General features: G+C 41.3%; 25 protein-coding genes. All 25 read right to left on the bottom strand.

The features are described from left to right. Positions 1-15: 15 nt before the first annotated feature. The 25 genes from rpsD to rplB all read right to left on the bottom strand — a co-directional run bounded on the left by rpsD (position 16) and on the right by rplB (position 12,502). Positions 16-609, bottom strand: a complete 594-nt coding sequence (rpsD, locus tag ABIN22_RS16195; protein WP_109732280.1) for a 30S ribosomal protein S4 — start codon at positions 607-609, stop codon at positions 16-18. 110 nt (positions 610-719) lie between these two features. Then, on the bottom strand, positions 720-1,115 hold the full coding sequence (gene rpsK, locus ABIN22_RS16190; protein WP_009001882.1) for a 30S ribosomal protein S11: 396 nt from the start codon (positions 1,113-1,115) through the stop codon (positions 720-722). 92 nt (positions 1,116-1,207) lie between these two features. Continuing rightward, on the bottom strand, positions 1,208-1,576 hold the full coding sequence (rpsM, locus tag ABIN22_RS16185) for a 30S ribosomal protein S13 (RefSeq protein WP_109732279.1): 369 nt from the start codon (positions 1,574-1,576) through the stop codon (positions 1,208-1,210). A 429-nt stretch (positions 1,577-2,005) separates the two neighbouring features. Further along, a complete protein-coding gene (rpmJ, locus tag ABIN22_RS16180; protein WP_073105013.1) occupies positions 2,006-2,119 on the bottom strand; it encodes a 50S ribosomal protein L36 in 114 nt (37 codons plus the stop codon). A gap of 120 nt (positions 2,120-2,239) precedes the next feature. Then, the gene (gene infA, locus ABIN22_RS16175; RefSeq protein ID WP_109732278.1) at positions 2,240-2,458 is read right to left on the bottom strand and encodes a translation initiation factor IF-1; all 219 of its coding nucleotides are present in this window, start codon (positions 2,456-2,458) and stop codon (positions 2,240-2,242) included. 5 nt (positions 2,459-2,463) lie between these two features. Continuing rightward, the gene (locus ABIN22_RS16170; RefSeq protein ID WP_109732277.1) at positions 2,464-2,745 is read right to left on the bottom strand and encodes a KOW domain-containing RNA-binding protein; all 282 of its coding nucleotides are present in this window, start codon (positions 2,743-2,745) and stop codon (positions 2,464-2,466) included. Position 2,746: 1 nt separating this feature from the next. Further along, a complete protein-coding gene (locus ABIN22_RS16165) occupies positions 2,747-3,391 on the bottom strand; it encodes an adenylate kinase (RefSeq protein ID WP_109732276.1) in 645 nt (214 codons plus the stop codon). Between the two features lie 81 nt (positions 3,392-3,472). Then, positions 3,473-4,825 (bottom strand): preprotein translocase subunit SecY, encoded by a 1,353-nt coding sequence (secY, locus tag ABIN22_RS16160; RefSeq protein WP_109732275.1) that lies wholly within the window; start codon positions 4,823-4,825, stop codon positions 3,473-3,475. Then, positions 4,825-5,265, bottom strand: coding sequence for a 50S ribosomal protein L15 (gene rplO / locus ABIN22_RS16155; protein ID WP_109732274.1), 441 nt, complete (start codon positions 5,263-5,265; stop codon positions 4,825-4,827). Before rplO ends, secY begins: the two co-directional genes overlap by 1 nt. A 26-nt stretch (positions 5,266-5,291) precedes the next feature. After that, complete coding sequence (gene rpmD, locus ABIN22_RS16150) at positions 5,292-5,471, bottom strand: 50S ribosomal protein L30 (protein ID WP_346909936.1); 180 nt, start codon at positions 5,469-5,471, stop codon at positions 5,292-5,294. Positions 5,472-5,526: 55 nt separating this feature from the next. Next, on the bottom strand, positions 5,527-6,036 hold the full coding sequence (gene rpsE / locus ABIN22_RS16145; RefSeq protein WP_109732272.1) for a 30S ribosomal protein S5: 510 nt from the start codon (positions 6,034-6,036) through the stop codon (positions 5,527-5,529). Positions 6,037-6,051: 15 nt separating this feature from the next. Beyond that, on the bottom strand, positions 6,052-6,420 hold the full coding sequence (gene rplR / locus ABIN22_RS16140; RefSeq protein ID WP_109732271.1) for a 50S ribosomal protein L18: 369 nt from the start codon (positions 6,418-6,420) through the stop codon (positions 6,052-6,054). A 17-nt stretch (positions 6,421-6,437) separates the two neighbouring features. Beyond that, positions 6,438-6,980: a 50S ribosomal protein L6 gene (gene rplF / locus ABIN22_RS16135; RefSeq protein ID WP_109732270.1), complete on the bottom strand. Its 543-nt coding sequence runs from the start codon at positions 6,978-6,980 to the stop codon at positions 6,438-6,440. Between the two features lie 145 nt (positions 6,981-7,125). Beyond that, the gene (rpsH, locus tag ABIN22_RS16130; protein ID WP_109732269.1) at positions 7,126-7,527 is read right to left on the bottom strand and encodes a 30S ribosomal protein S8; all 402 of its coding nucleotides are present in this window, start codon (positions 7,525-7,527) and stop codon (positions 7,126-7,128) included. A 125-nt stretch (positions 7,528-7,652) separates the two neighbouring features. After that, complete coding sequence (locus ABIN22_RS16125) at positions 7,653-7,838, bottom strand: type Z 30S ribosomal protein S14 (RefSeq protein WP_109732268.1); 186 nt, start codon at positions 7,836-7,838, stop codon at positions 7,653-7,655. Between the two features lie 13 nt (positions 7,839-7,851). Further along, positions 7,852-8,391, bottom strand: coding sequence for a 50S ribosomal protein L5 (rplE, locus tag ABIN22_RS16120; RefSeq protein ID WP_118620235.1), 540 nt, complete (start codon positions 8,389-8,391; stop codon positions 7,852-7,854). Positions 8,392-8,415: 24 nt separating this feature from the next. Further along, complete coding sequence (gene rplX / locus ABIN22_RS16115) at positions 8,416-8,727, bottom strand: 50S ribosomal protein L24 (protein WP_109732266.1); 312 nt, start codon at positions 8,725-8,727, stop codon at positions 8,416-8,418. A gap of 13 nt (positions 8,728-8,740) precedes the next feature. Next, entirely contained in the window at positions 8,741-9,109 is a 369-nt protein-coding gene (gene rplN, locus ABIN22_RS16110; protein WP_009001867.1) for a 50S ribosomal protein L14, read from the bottom strand. 93 nt (positions 9,110-9,202) lie between these two features. Continuing rightward, entirely contained in the window at positions 9,203-9,460 is a 258-nt protein-coding gene (gene rpsQ / locus ABIN22_RS16105) for a 30S ribosomal protein S17 (protein WP_109732265.1), read from the bottom strand. Positions 9,461-9,636: 176 nt separating this feature from the next. Continuing rightward, complete coding sequence (gene rpmC / locus ABIN22_RS16100; protein WP_109732264.1) at positions 9,637-9,837, bottom strand: 50S ribosomal protein L29; 201 nt, start codon at positions 9,835-9,837, stop codon at positions 9,637-9,639. Then, the gene (gene rplP / locus ABIN22_RS16095) at positions 9,827-10,264 is read right to left on the bottom strand and encodes a 50S ribosomal protein L16 (RefSeq protein ID WP_109732263.1); all 438 of its coding nucleotides are present in this window, start codon (positions 10,262-10,264) and stop codon (positions 9,827-9,829) included. Before rplP ends, rpmC begins: the two co-directional genes overlap by 11 nt. After that, the gene (gene rpsC / locus ABIN22_RS16090; RefSeq protein ID WP_109732262.1) at positions 10,264-10,920 is read right to left on the bottom strand and encodes a 30S ribosomal protein S3; all 657 of its coding nucleotides are present in this window, start codon (positions 10,918-10,920) and stop codon (positions 10,264-10,266) included. The genes rplP and rpsC overlap by 1 nt, the downstream gene beginning before the upstream one ends. Positions 10,921-10,934: 14 nt before the next feature. Continuing rightward, positions 10,935-11,321, bottom strand: coding sequence for a 50S ribosomal protein L22 (rplV, locus tag ABIN22_RS16085; RefSeq protein WP_109732261.1), 387 nt, complete (start codon positions 11,319-11,321; stop codon positions 10,935-10,937). Between the two features lie 30 nt (positions 11,322-11,351). After that, complete coding sequence (gene rpsS, locus ABIN22_RS16080) at positions 11,352-11,633, bottom strand: 30S ribosomal protein S19 (RefSeq protein WP_109732260.1); 282 nt, start codon at positions 11,631-11,633, stop codon at positions 11,352-11,354. A 26-nt stretch (positions 11,634-11,659) separates the two neighbouring features. Beyond that, positions 11,660-12,502 (bottom strand): 50S ribosomal protein L2, encoded by an 843-nt coding sequence (gene rplB, locus ABIN22_RS16075; RefSeq protein WP_118620234.1) that lies wholly within the window; start codon positions 12,500-12,502, stop codon positions 11,660-11,662. Positions 12,503-12,584: the final 82 nt, after the last annotated feature.

Here is a 12,584-nt window from a genome sequence, read left to right as displayed (position 1 = left end):
AGCTATACCTAAAGATTATTTAGAATATAACTCGACGATTAACATCTCATCAACAGGAACATCAATTGCTTCTCTTCTTGGAAGCTCTTTTACTGTACCCTTCAGGTTTTCTGCATCTACATCTAACCATTCAGGAACCATGTTTCCGCCTGTTGCCTCTAAGATATCTTTATATCTCTGGCTTCCTTTGTGCTTTTCTTTGATTTCAATAGTATCTCCGGCTTTTACAAGGTAAGATGGGATGTTTACCTGCTTGCCGTTAACAAGTACGTGCTTGTGGTCAACAATCTGTCTTGCTTCTTTTCTTGTTCTTGCGAATCCCATACGGAACATTACGTTGTCCAGTCTGGTCTCAAGAATGATCATCAGGTTTTCACCTGTCATACCTTCTAACTGTTTTGCCTTCGCATAGTAGTTTCTGAAAGGTTTCTCTAATACACCATAGATAAATTTAGCTTTCTGTTTTTCACGTAACTGAAGACCATACTCGCTCATTTTTCTGTTTGATCTTTTTAACTGTCTGTTAGATTTTTTGTTGATTCCTAAATAGATTGGGTCCATACCTAATGAACGGCATCTTTTAAGAACTGGAACTCTATTTACTGCCATTTCGCTTCCTCCTAAAATATCAGCGGAAAATCATATCCCTCACAGGGGCTTTGCATCCGCACAAAAGTTTCTCCTGAATATCTGTTATCGACTCTGATATCTCTCGATCACTATACTCTTCTGCGTTTCGGTGGGCGGCATCCGTTATGTGGTACCGGAGTTACGTCCTTGATGCTTGTTACATCAATACCGCATGCCTGAAGCGCACGGATTGCTGCTTCTCTTCCTGATCCTGGACCCTTTACAAAAACGTCTACCGTTTTCAGACCATGTACTAATGCTGCTTTTGCTGCTGTCTCAGCTGCCATCTGTGCTGCATATGGAGTAGATTTCCTTGAACCTCTAAATCCCAGACCGCCTGCACTTGCCCATGAAAGAGCATTTCCCTGTGCATCTGTTAATGTAACGATTGTATTATTAAAAGATGACTGGATGTGTGCTTGTCCTCGTTCAACGTTTTTCTTGACACGTTTCTTTGTCACTTTTTTGGTAACTTTCTTAGCCATTTAAACTAACCTACTTTCTTGAATACTTGTTATTTTCGATTTTCTGTCATGTGCTCTAAGCCGCATAGCAGATGCAGCTTAATTCAGGCACATTATTTTTTCTTATTCGCTACAGTTCTCTTAGGACCCTTGCATGTTCTTGCATTAGTCTTAGTCTTCTGACCACGTACCGGAAGTCCTTTTCTATGACGGATTCCGCGGTAGCATCCGATTTCCTTCAGTCTCTTGATGTTCAGCTGGATTTCTCTTCTGAGATCACCTTCTACTGTCTGAGTCTCATCGATTACTTCACTGATCTTCTTTACTTCTTCACTAGTTAAATCTCTGACACGGGTATCAGGATTGATTCCTGCTTCTGCCAGAATACGGCTTGCGCTTGTTCTACCGATTCCATAGATATAAGTTAAGCCGATTTCTACACGTTTGTCTCTTGGTAAGTCTACACCTGCAATACGAGCCATGTGTCTTTCCTCCATTTCAAATCTGTTTTCATATTGTCCCTAACTGGGATGTCCCCTGGTTTCCAGAAAGGTGTTTCTGTTCTCCAAAAGCATCCAGGCACACACATTCATGCACGCCCTTTCCCGGCACGGTTTATTTCCCGCAAATGACACCCGGGTATTATAAGCAATATACAAAAGACACCACCACTGCATTTTCTGCATTCCAAGCAGTACGGTGTATCCCTACTGTATATTAAACAGCCCCACACACCTCCTGGCGTGTCGCGCTGTCAGCCGCCTAATTAATTACACAAACATTGCCTTGCTTCTCCGGTCCTTTTATAAGGAAGTTCGATTCACTAAACTCGAAAATACCTCGTTAAGTTCCTTCGAACAGGCTTTGCACTAACCTCAAGCTGCGCTTACAGCTTGCTTTCGCTAAGTGCTCTAGCCTTGTCTCTGTTTGTGTTTCGGATTCTCGCAGATTACTCTGACGCTTCCTTTTCTTTTAATGATTTTGCATTTTTCGCAGATTGGTTTTACTGATGATCTAACCTTCATGTCAAATCCTCCTTCCATCCTTTGCTTTACCATATGTTACGAGCCGGTTTTGGGCACACCTATCCAAAAACAGCCATTTCATATTATAACACTGTTCTTACGGTAAAGTCAATACTTTTTTTACTTATCTCTCCAGACAATTCTTCCCTTGCTCAGGTCATATGGAGACATTTCCAACGTCACTTTGTCACCTGGTAAAATCTTAATGAAGTTCATACGCAGTTTTCCGCTGATATGTGCAAGCACAATATGCTTATTCTCCAGCTCCACCTTAAACATTGCGTTAGGCAGCTTCTCTACTACGACTCCTTCAATTTCGATCACGTCAGCTTTTGACATACTTTCTAATCCTCCTGCACGTTTGGCACTTTACTATTCTCATTCGTGTCCAAACGAGAATAACTACTAATCTTTTCCTTAATCGCTTCATCATCTGCATAAGAAGGACAAACTGTCTTCTTTATTACCTGCAGATGCTTTTTATTCTTTCGTTTTGCATGGCAGACAGTTCTATCCAAACCGTCTGCCAGATATATATATTCAGCATTGACATCAATTATGACATATATACAGCCTTTGTCCCGTCCTTTTTTAGATCTGACAAGCATTCCCGGTGAAAATACCATATTATTCTCCAAGTATCTTCACGATCTCTGCAAAGACATCGTCAATATCAATCGTTCCGTCTACCTCTCTCAGGATACCAGCGTTTGTATAATATTCAATCAAAGGCTGAGTCTGCTCGTGGTAAACACCAAGGCGCTTCTTAACTGTCTCCGGTTTATCATCATCTCTTAAGATGAGTTTCCCCTTGCAGACATCACAGATTCCTTCTTCTTTTGTCGGAGCATATTCCAGATGGTAAGTAGCTCCGCAGTCCACACATGCTCTTCTTCCTGACATACGGCGGATAATGTTTTCATCAGGCACCTCAACATTGATGGCATAATCCATCTTCTGTCCTAAACCTGAAAGTGCCTTATCCAGAGCTTCCGCCTGCGGAATTGTTCTCGGGAACCCATCAAGTACATATCCCTTTGTGCAGTCGTCCTGATTGACTCTGTCTACTACAAGGTCTACCACCAGTTCGTCCGGAACAAGGAGGCCCTGGTCCATAAAGGTCTTAGCCTTCTGTCCAAGCTCTGTCCCATTCTTAATATTAGCTCTGAAAATATCACCTGTGGAAATGTGAGGGATATCATACTTTGCTGCAATTTTTTTTGCCTGTGTTCCTTTGCCTGCCCCAGGAGCCCCTAACATAATAATCTTCATAAATGTATCCTCCATATAGCACTTTAACCCGCCGGTTTTATCCTTATTGGGACAAAACTCAGGCGAGCTAAATAGTTTAAATTAATATCCAAGGAAACTGTTCTTCATGGAATTTCCTTTACTATTCAAAAAACCTGTATAATTACGTACAAGCATCTGTGCCTCAATCTGTTTGATTGTCTCCAATACTACACCAACGATAATGATCAAAGATGTTCCGCCGAAGGAAACATTTGCTTTGAATACACCGTTGAAGAAATATGGGATTACCTGAACAATAACAAGTCCACATGCACCGATGAAGATAACGTAGTTCAGTATCCTCTGTAAGTACTCAACAGTCGGCTTACCCGGGCGGATACCTGGAATAAATCCACCGCTCTTCTTCATGTTGTTTGCAATTTCCAGCGGATTAAAGGTAATTGATGTGTAGAAATATGCAAAGAAAATAGTAAGTGCGATATACACAATCAGTCCTAATGAATATATTAAATTTTCAGGGTTACACCAGTTATTGGAATTCATACCCTTCAGGATCTGGCTTCCAATTCCTGTGCCGTTCCCTTTTCCTAAGAAGGAAGCGATAACGGTCGGGAACTGCATCAGTGATGATGCAAAGATAACCGGGATAACACCAGCTGTATTCACTTTCAGCGGAATATGTGTAGATTGTCCGCCGTATGTTTTTCTTCCCTGTACCTTCTGGGAATACTGTACTGCAATTCTTCTCTCACCACCCTGGAGGATGATAACGAAGACAACTACAACCAGTAAGACTGCAATGATAATGATTGCTGCAAGTCCTCCCTTTGCGATCGTCTTGCCTTTTACAAACTGTGTAAAGAGCTGGGCAAAGTCATCGGGTATTCGGGAAATAATGTTGATAAGCAGGACGATGGAAATACCGTTGCCCACTCCTTTTTCTGTAATACGCTCACCAATCCACATCAGGAATGCAGAACCTGCTGTAAGTGTACATACTACAATAGCAGCATTTACAAAGTTATATTCTACAAGAAGTCCCTGACGTCCGAATCCAACTGCCATAGCAATTGATTCAATCAGTGCAAGTGCAACCGTGACATAACGGGTAATCGCTGCGATCTTCTTTCTTCCGTCTTCGCCTTCTTTCTGCATCTCTTCCAGTTTTGGAATCGCGATGGTAAGAAGCTGCATGATAATGGAAGATGTAATGTACGGTGTAATGCTTAATGCAAACACTGACATCTGAGTAAAGGAACCGCCGGTGAATGCATCAAAAAAATTGAATGCATCACCGGTCTGATTCGCGAAAAAATTCTGAATATAGGTCGGATCCACTCCCGGCGTTGGCAGCTGGGAACCAAGTCTTACAACGACCAGCATTACGAAAGTATAGAAAAGTCTTTTTCTGATATCTTCGATATGAAATGCTCTTCGTACAGTATCTAGCATTAGATCACCTCTGCTTTTCCACCAAGGGCCTCTATCTTTTCAGCTGCTTTTGCACTAAATGCATTTGCCTGAACAGTGAGCTTCTTAGTTAACTCTCCATTTCCAAGAATTTTAACACCGTCTTTTGGATTCTTTACGATACCGCTCTCAATTAATGTTTCAACTGAAACTGTAGCGCCATCTTCAAATGCTTCTAAAGCATTTAAGTTAATACCAACAATTGTTTTAGAGTTTCTGCATGTGAAACCTCTCTTTGGTATTCTTCTGTATAAAGGCATCTGACCACCTTCAAAGCCTGGTCTTGTTGCTCCTGAACGGGCTTTCTGACCTTTATGGCCTTTACCGGCTGTCTTACCATTTCCAGAACCGTGTCCACGGCCCCTTCTGAAATTATCACTCTGCTTAGAGCCGTCTGCTGGTCTCAAGTTTGATAAGTCCATGATATTACCTCCTTATCTTTTATAATTTATGCTTCTTCAACTTTCACTAAGTGTCTAACCTGCTGTACCATACCTCTGGTAGCTGCATTATCAGATAATACAACTGTCTTGTTGAGCTTTCTAAGTCCCAGAGCTTCAACAGTCTTTTTATGTTTAGGCACAGCACCGATTGTAGACTTAACCAGTGTAACTTTTAAATTTGCCATCCTATTTTACCTCCTACGGAATGCTTCATATGCGCTAGAGCACAGCTCCAGCTTCTTAGCCTACGATCTCGTCTACTGATTTACCGCGAAGTTTTGCAACTTCTTCCGGAGTCTTAATCTCTCTGAGTCCCTCGATTGTAGCAAGAACTACGTTCTGCTTATTGTTAGAACCTAAAGATTTTGTACGGATGTTCTTGATTCCTGCCATCTCGATTACCGCACGTGCCGGTCCTCCGGCAATAACTCCTGTACCATCCGGAGCTTTCTTCAGTAATACAGAAGCACTTCCGAATTTTCCGATAACATCATGTGTTACACTTTCGTTGTCATCCATTGCAACAGTGATCAGCTTCTTAGCTGCATCCTCTTTTCCTTTGCGGATAGCTTCCGGAATTTCAGTAGCTTTTCCTAAACCTGCACCAACATGGCCTTTACCATCGCCAACAACTACTAAAGCTGTGAATCTGAAGTTACGACCACCTTTAACAACTTTGGTAACACGCTTAATTGATACCACTTTTTCTGTTAATTCCATCTGGCTAGCATCAATACGTTCTTGTTTCATATGTGTTCTCCCTTCTTAGAAATTCAGCCCAGCTTCTCTGGCTGCGTCTGCTAATGCTTTGATTTTACCCTGGTATATAAAGCCGCCTCTGTCAAAGACAACATCTGTGATACCTTTTTCTTCTGCCTTTTTGGCAATAACTTTTCCTAAATATGCTGCTGCATCAACGTTGTTGGTTTTCTCTAATTCTGCTTTCACGTCTTTCTGAAGAGTGGAAGCTGAAACAAGTGTAGTTCCAACTGTATCGTCAATAATCTGAGCATACATATGATTATTACTTCTAAACACAGCTAAACGTGGTCTTTCAGCAGTACCGCTGAAACGGTTACGTAATTTCATGTGTTTTTTTCTACGAACTTCGCTTCTAGATTTCTTACTAACCATTTTCACACTCTCCTTAATTATTTCTTACCAGTCTTACCAACTTTACGTCTGATTACTTCATCAGCATACTTAATACCCTTGCCTTTGTATGGCTCCGGTCTTCTCTTGTCTCTGATTTCAGCTGCGTATTGGCCTACTTTTTCTTTATCGATACCTTTGACAGTAATTTTATTCTGACCTTCCAGAACGGTCTCAACACCTTCCGGATCAGTCATCTCAACTGGATGAGAGTATCCTAAGCTTAATGTCAATTTGTTTCCTGCTTTTGCTGCTCTGTAACCAACACCGTTAACTTCCAGAACCTTCTGGTATCCGTCTGTTACACCAACAACCATGTTGTTGACCAGTGTTCTTGTCAGACCATGTAAAGATTTCATTCTCTTCAGGTCATTCGGTCTTGTGACGATAATTTCTTCGCCTTCTTTTTTGATTTCCATCTCTGTCGGAAGCTCTTTTGAAAGAGTTCCTTTAGGACCTTTTACAGTCACTACATTATTCTCTGCAATATCAACAGTAACACCTGCCGGGATTGCAATTGGCAGTCTTCCTATACGTGACATACCGTACCTCCTATAACTTAAATTCTCGGAGAAGCTGCGAAGGCTTCTCTGTTTTCAGTTTCGTTGTATGGAAGTTCTTTGTCCTTCGTCCAAAGAACGACCTTCACACTAAATTCGTGCTATGCACTTATTAAGTGTTCAGTGCCTACCAAACGAAGCAAAGAACCTCTCCGCCTACGTTGAGCTTTCTGGCATCTTTGTCTGTGATTACACCTTTGTTTGTAGAAATGATTGCTGTTCCAAGTCCGCCCAGTACTCTCGGGATGTCTTCGCTGTTAGCGTATACACGAAGTCCTGGCTTTGAGATTCTCTTCAGACCGGAAATAACTTTTTCGTTCTTATCTGCACCGTATTTCAAAGTGATGTGGATTGTCTTGAAGTTTCCGTCTTCAACGATGTCATATTTTGCAATATAACCTTCATTGAAAAGAATCTCAGCAATCGCCATCTTCATCTTTGATGCAGGAACATCAACTGTATCATGTTTAGCAGTATTTGCATTACGGATTCTTGTAAGCATATCTGCGATTGGATCACTCATAGTCATTGATTATTGACCTCCTATTTCTTTTAAAGTTGACAGCTTCCTTCATTAAGGATGTTCTTCGTGCTTTGCCCGAAGAACGACTGATTTTCTAAGTGTGTGCGACGCACGCACTAAGAAAATCATGTCTACCAGCTTGCTTTTCTTACACCTGGGATTTGTCCTTTGTATGCCAGTTCACGGAAGCAAATACGGCAGATTCCATATTTTCTTAAATATCCATGTGGACGTCCGCAGATTCTGCAGCGGTTATATTCTCTTGTAGAATATTTTGCATCACGCTGCTGTTTGATTTTCATTGATGTCTTAGCCATGAATTTCCCTCCTTTACTTAGTGAATGGCATATTGAACTGAGTCAATAATTCACGAGCTTCTTCGTCAGTCTTAGCTGTTGTAACAAAAATTACATCCATACCTCTGACTTTATCTACTTTATCGTACTCGATTTCAGGGAAAATCAGCTGCTCCTTGATACCAAGAGCGTAGTTACCTCTTCCGTCGAATGCGTTCGGGTTAACACCTCTGAAGTCACGTACACGAGGCAATGCAAGGTTGATCAGGCGATCAACGAATTCATACATTCTTTCTCCTCTTAAAGTAACTTTACATCCGATAGCCATGCCTTCTCTGATTTTGAAGTTTGCGACAGAGTTCTTAGCCTTTGTAAGAACTGCTTTCTGTCCTGAAATCTTCTCAAGATCAGCGACTGCTGACTCTAATACTTTCGCATTGTCTTTCGCTTCGCCTACACCCATGTTGATAACAACTTTATCAAGTTTCGGCACTTCCATAATATTTTTATATCCAAATTTTTTGATCATTGCGTCAACGATCTCATTCTGGTATGTTTCTTTCAGTCTACTCAAAGTTAAAGGACCTCCTTCCTTGAATTAATCAATTACGTCGCCTGTTGATTTAGCAAAACGTACTTTCTTATCTCCATCCATCTTGAAACCAATTCTTGTAGCTGTTCCTTTGTGTACATACATTACATTGGAAATATCAATTGGTCCTTCCTGATGGATGATACCGCCATTCTGGTTAGCAGCGCTTGGTTTTGTATGCTTTGTCAGCATGTTAACGCCTTCAACCAGAACTTTTCCGTCTTTTTTATTAACAGCAATTACTTTGCCTTCTTTGTCTTTATCTTTACCAGCGATCACTTTAACAGTGTCACCTTTTTTGATCTTCATAGTTGACATTCTCGGCACCTCCCTACAGTACTTCCGGAGCTAAAGAAACAATCTTCATAAACTTCTTGTCTCTGAGCTCTCTGGCTACTGGTCCAAAAATACGTGTTCCACGTGGGTTCATATCGTCTTTTATAATAACAGCAGCATTTTCGTCGAATCTGATATAGGAACCGTCTTTACGACGTGCGCCTTTAACAGTACGGACAACTACAGCTTTCACAACGTCACCTTTTTTTACAACGCCGCCTGGTGTTGCATCTTTAACAGTCGCAACGATCACATCTCCGATATTGGCATATCTTCTTGTAGAACCGCCAAGTACACGGATACACAGTAACTCTTTAGCACCTGTGTTGTCTGCTACTTTAAGTCTACTTTCTTGTTGTATCATGCAGGTAAACCTCCTTCAAATTATACGCTTATTGAACTTATGTCCAACATAAACCTGCTTTATGGACAAAGTGTCCAACATAATGCGGGCATATTATTTTGCTTTTTCCATAACTTCTACAAGTCTCCATCTCTTATCCTTAGATAATGGTCTTGTTTCCATAACTTTTACTGTATCTCCAACGTTACACTCATTTTTCTCATCATGAGCTTTCAGTTTATAAGTTCTTTTTACGATCTTCTTATAAAGTGGATGCTTAACGTGGTCTTCAACTGCGACAACGATTGTTTTGTCCATTTTGTCACTGACAACCTTGCCTGTACGGGTTTTTCTAAGATTTCTTTCTTCCACAGTCTTACTCCTTTCAGGATGTTTATATATACATAATGAAGTTCTTTTCGCTAAGCTCGAAAAGACCTCGCTAATCTCAAAGAACGGCCTGCGTGCTAAGTTCGTAAATAACCTCACTAATCACTATCAGCCAAGAACAGCCTGCGTGCTAAGTTCGTGAGTAACCTCACTAAGCACTATCGGCTTGCTTCTGTTATCGCTGTCTGGATACGGGCGATATTCTTTCTTACTTCTTTGATTCTGCTTGTATTATCTAACTGATTAGTTGCATTCTGGAACCTTAAGTTAAAAAGTTCCTTCTTAGCAGCTACTAATTCTTCATTTAATTCTTCTACAGATTTTCCTCTTAATTCTTGTACAAATGTATTAATTTTCACTGTTATCACCGCCTTCTAAGTCTGCGCGAGAAACGATTTTGCATTTGCAAGGTAACTTATGCATTGCAAGACGAAGTGCCTCTCTAGCTGTTTCCTCAGGTACTCCTGCAATTTCAAACATTACACGGCCTGGCTTAACGACTGCAACCCAGTACTCCAATGTTCCTTTTCCACTACCCATACGAGTTTCTGCTGGTTTAGCTGTTACCGGTTTGTCTGGGAAAATTTTGATCCAAACTTTACCACCACGCTTGATATAACGTGTCATAGCAACACGGGCTGCCTCGATCTGGTTAGAACGAATCCAGCATGGTTCTGTTGCAATAATACCGTACTCTCCGTATGAAATGGTATTTCCTCTTAAGGCTTTTCCTTTCATATTACCACGGAATTGTTTACGACGTTTAACTCTTTTTGGCATTAACATTATTTATCGCTCCCTTCCTTATCTGCTTTAGTCGGAAGAACTTCGCCTTTGTAAATCCAAACCTTTACACCGACTTTTCCGTAAGTTGTGTCAGCTTCTGCGAATCCATAATCAATGTCAGCTCTCAGTGTCTGAAGCGGGATAGTACCCTCGCTGTAGAATTCTGTACGAGCCATATCAGCACCACCAAGACGTCCTGATACAGATGTCTTAACTCCGAGTGCACCTGATTTCATTGTTCTTGACATGCAGGATTTCATAGCACGTCTGAATGAAATACGGTTTTCAAGCTGCTGAGCAATGTTCTCAGCTACTAACTGAGCATCTTTGTCAGGTCTCTTGATTTCTTTAATATCAACAATCAGCTTCTTGTCTGTGAACTGCTTTAATTCAGCTTTCACTTTTTCGATCTCAGAACCGCCTTTTCCGATTACTACACCAGGCTTAGCTGTATAGATGATGATCTTAACGCGGTCAGATGCTCTTTCGATTTCGATTCTTGAAACACCTGCGCTGTATAATTTCTTTTTAAGGAATTTTCTGATTTCATGGTCTTCTACCAGGTTGTCTGCGAAATCTTTTTCTGCATACCATTTGGAATCCCAGTCTTTGATAACGCCGACTCTTAAGCCATGAGGATTAACTTTCTGTCCCATTATTGCCCTCCTTATTATCTTTCATTAAGCACGATTGTGATGTGGCTCATTCTCTTCTCGATTCTATAAGCTCTGCCCTGTGCTCTTGGTCTGATTCTCTTCATTGTTGGTCCCTTGTTTGCGTAGCATTCTTCAATATAAAGGTTCTCAACATTCATACCGTTGTTATTCTCAGCATTTGCGATCGCTGATTTTAATAATTTCTCTATAATACTAGAAGCATATCTTGGATTGTAAGCTAAAATACCAAGTGCTGTCTGTACGTCCTTACCTCTGATGGCATCCAATACGAAGCAAGCCTTCTGAACTGATACTCTTGCGTAAGAAATCTTAGCTGACGGTCTTGTATCTTTCTGTTCATTTCTTTCTCTCTTGATTTGGGATCTATGTCCTTTTGCCATTGATAAGCCCTCCTTTCGAATATCTTGCTATTATCTAACTTTTGACTTCTTGTCGTCTTTTCCGTGTCCTCTGTATGTTCTGGTTGCTACGAACTCTCCGAGTTTATGTCCAACCATATCTTCTGTAACATATACAGGCACATGTTTTCTTCCGTCATGGACAGCAAATGTGTGTCCAATGAATGACGGGAAGATTGTAGAACGACGTGACCATGTCTTAATAACTGATTTATCACCTGCAGCGTTCATAGCGTCTACTTTTTTCAGTAAGCTTTCGTCTGCAAATGGTCCTTTTTTAAGTGAGCGAGCCATAGGTTCTAACCTCCTTGTAAACTGAATTATTTAATTGCTTTTCCATCTCTTCTTCTTACGATTAACTTGTTAGAAGCTTTGTTTTTCTTACGTGTCTTAAGACCGAGTGCCGGTTTACCCCAAGGTGTACATGGACCTGGACGTCCGATACCTGTCTTACCTTCACCACCACCATGTGGATGGTCGTTCGGGTTCATAACGGAACCACGTACTGTAGGTCTGATACCCATGTGACGCTTACGTCCTGCTTTACCAACGTTGATCAGGTTGTGCTCTCCGTTTCCTACGACACCAACAGATGCTCTGCAAATGATTGGAACCATTCTCATCTCACCAGATGGAAGTCTGAGTGTTGCATACTTTCCTTCTTTAGCCATCAGCTGTGCGCTGTTACCTGCTGAACGAACAAGCTGTCCGCCTTTTCCAGGATATAATTCGATGTTATGGATCTGTGTTCCGACCGGAATCTCAGAAAGAGGCAGGCAGTTTCCTACTCTTACTTCTGCTTCTGGTCCGTTCATGATTTTCATTCCGTCCTTTAATCCTTCCGGAGCAAGGATGTAAGCCTTCTCGCCGTCAGCATAGCTGATCAGTGCGATGTTAGCGGATCTGTTCGGATCGTATTCGATGCCGATTACTGTTGCCGGAATACCGTCTTTCTTTCTCTTGAAATCGACGATTCTATATTTTTTCTTAGCTCCGCCCCCGCGGTGTCTAACTGTAATTTTACCCTGATTATTACGACCAGCTTTTCTGCTCTTGGAATCCAGTAAGGATTTCTCAGGAGTAGTCTTTGTGATTTCAGAGAAATCAGAACCAGTCATCTGTCTTCTGGAAGGTGTATATGGGTTATATGTTTTGATTCCCATTACTTTCTCTCCTTTCGTTTACCGATTTATTTGTTGTCACGCTTTTATGCGTATATGGGCCGCTTTACGGGTTTCCCCGCGC

The organism is Faecalicatena orotica (assembly GCF_905197545.1).
Lineage (GTDB): Bacteria > Bacillota > Clostridia > Lachnospirales > Lachnospiraceae > Faecalicatena_A > Faecalicatena_A orotica.
This window is presented reverse-complemented; position numbering and strand designations above follow the sequence as displayed.

Coding starts and splice junctions, on each gene's coding strand:
- rpsD (WP_109732280.1), bottom strand. CDS start 609: ATGGCAGTAAATAGAGTTCCAGTTCTTAAAAGATGCCGTTCATTAGGT.
- rpsK (WP_009001882.1), bottom strand. CDS start 1,115: ATGGCTAAGAAAGTTACCAAAAAAGTGACAAAGAAACGTGTCAAGAAA.
- rpsM (WP_109732279.1), bottom strand. CDS start 1,576: ATGGCTCGTATTGCAGGTGTAGACTTACCAAGAGACAAACGTGTAGAA.
- rpmJ (WP_073105013.1), bottom strand. CDS start 2,119: ATGAAGGTTAGATCATCAGTAAAACCAATCTGCGAAAAATGCAAAATC.
- infA (WP_109732278.1), bottom strand. CDS start 2,458: ATGTCAAAAGCTGACGTGATCGAAATTGAAGGAGTCGTAGTAGAGAAG.
- ABIN22_RS16170 (WP_109732277.1), bottom strand. CDS start 2,745: ATGGTATTTTCACCGGGAATGCTTGTCAGATCTAAAAAAGGACGGGAC.
- ABIN22_RS16165 (WP_109732276.1), bottom strand. CDS start 3,391: ATGAAGATTATTATGTTAGGGGCTCCTGGGGCAGGCAAAGGAACACAG.
- secY (WP_109732275.1), bottom strand. CDS start 4,825: ATGCTAGATACTGTACGAAGAGCATTTCATATCGAAGATATCAGAAAA.
- rplO (WP_109732274.1), bottom strand. CDS start 5,265: ATGGACTTATCAAACTTGAGACCAGCAGACGGCTCTAAGCAGAGTGAT.
- rpmD (WP_346909936.1), bottom strand. CDS start 5,471: ATGGCAAATTTAAAAGTTACACTGGTTAAGTCTACAATCGGTGCTGTG.
- rpsE (WP_109732272.1), bottom strand. CDS start 6,036: ATGAAACAAGAACGTATTGATGCTAGCCAGATGGAATTAACAGAAAAA.
- rplR (WP_109732271.1), bottom strand. CDS start 6,420: ATGGTTAGTAAGAAATCTAGAAGCGAAGTTCGTAGAAAAAAACACATG.
- rplF (WP_109732270.1), bottom strand. CDS start 6,980: ATGTCACGTATAGGAAGACTGCCAATTGCAATCCCGGCAGGTGTTACT.
- rpsH (WP_109732269.1), bottom strand. CDS start 7,527: ATGACTATGAGTGATCCAATCGCAGATATGCTTACAAGAATCCGTAAT.
- ABIN22_RS16125 (WP_109732268.1), bottom strand. CDS start 7,838: ATGGCTAAGACATCAATGAAAATCAAACAGCAGCGTGATGCAAAATAT.
- rplX (WP_109732266.1), bottom strand. CDS start 8,727: ATGTCAACTATGAAGATCAAAAAAGGTGACACTGTTAAAGTGATCGCT.
- rplN (WP_009001867.1), bottom strand. CDS start 9,109: ATGATACAACAAGAAAGTAGACTTAAAGTAGCAGACAACACAGGTGCT.
- rplP (WP_109732263.1), bottom strand. CDS start 10,264: ATGTTAATGCCAAAAAGAGTTAAACGTCGTAAACAATTCCGTGGTAAT.
- rpsC (WP_109732262.1), bottom strand. CDS start 10,920: ATGGGACAGAAAGTTAATCCTCATGGCTTAAGAGTCGGCGTTATCAAA.
- rplV (WP_109732261.1), bottom strand. CDS start 11,321: ATGGCAAAAGGACATAGATCCCAAATCAAGAGAGAAAGAAATGAACAG.
- rpsS (WP_109732260.1), bottom strand. CDS start 11,633: ATGGCTCGCTCACTTAAAAAAGGACCATTTGCAGACGAAAGCTTACTG.
- rplB (WP_118620234.1), bottom strand. CDS start 12,502: ATGGGAATCAAAACATATAACCCATATACACCTTCCAGAAGACAGATG.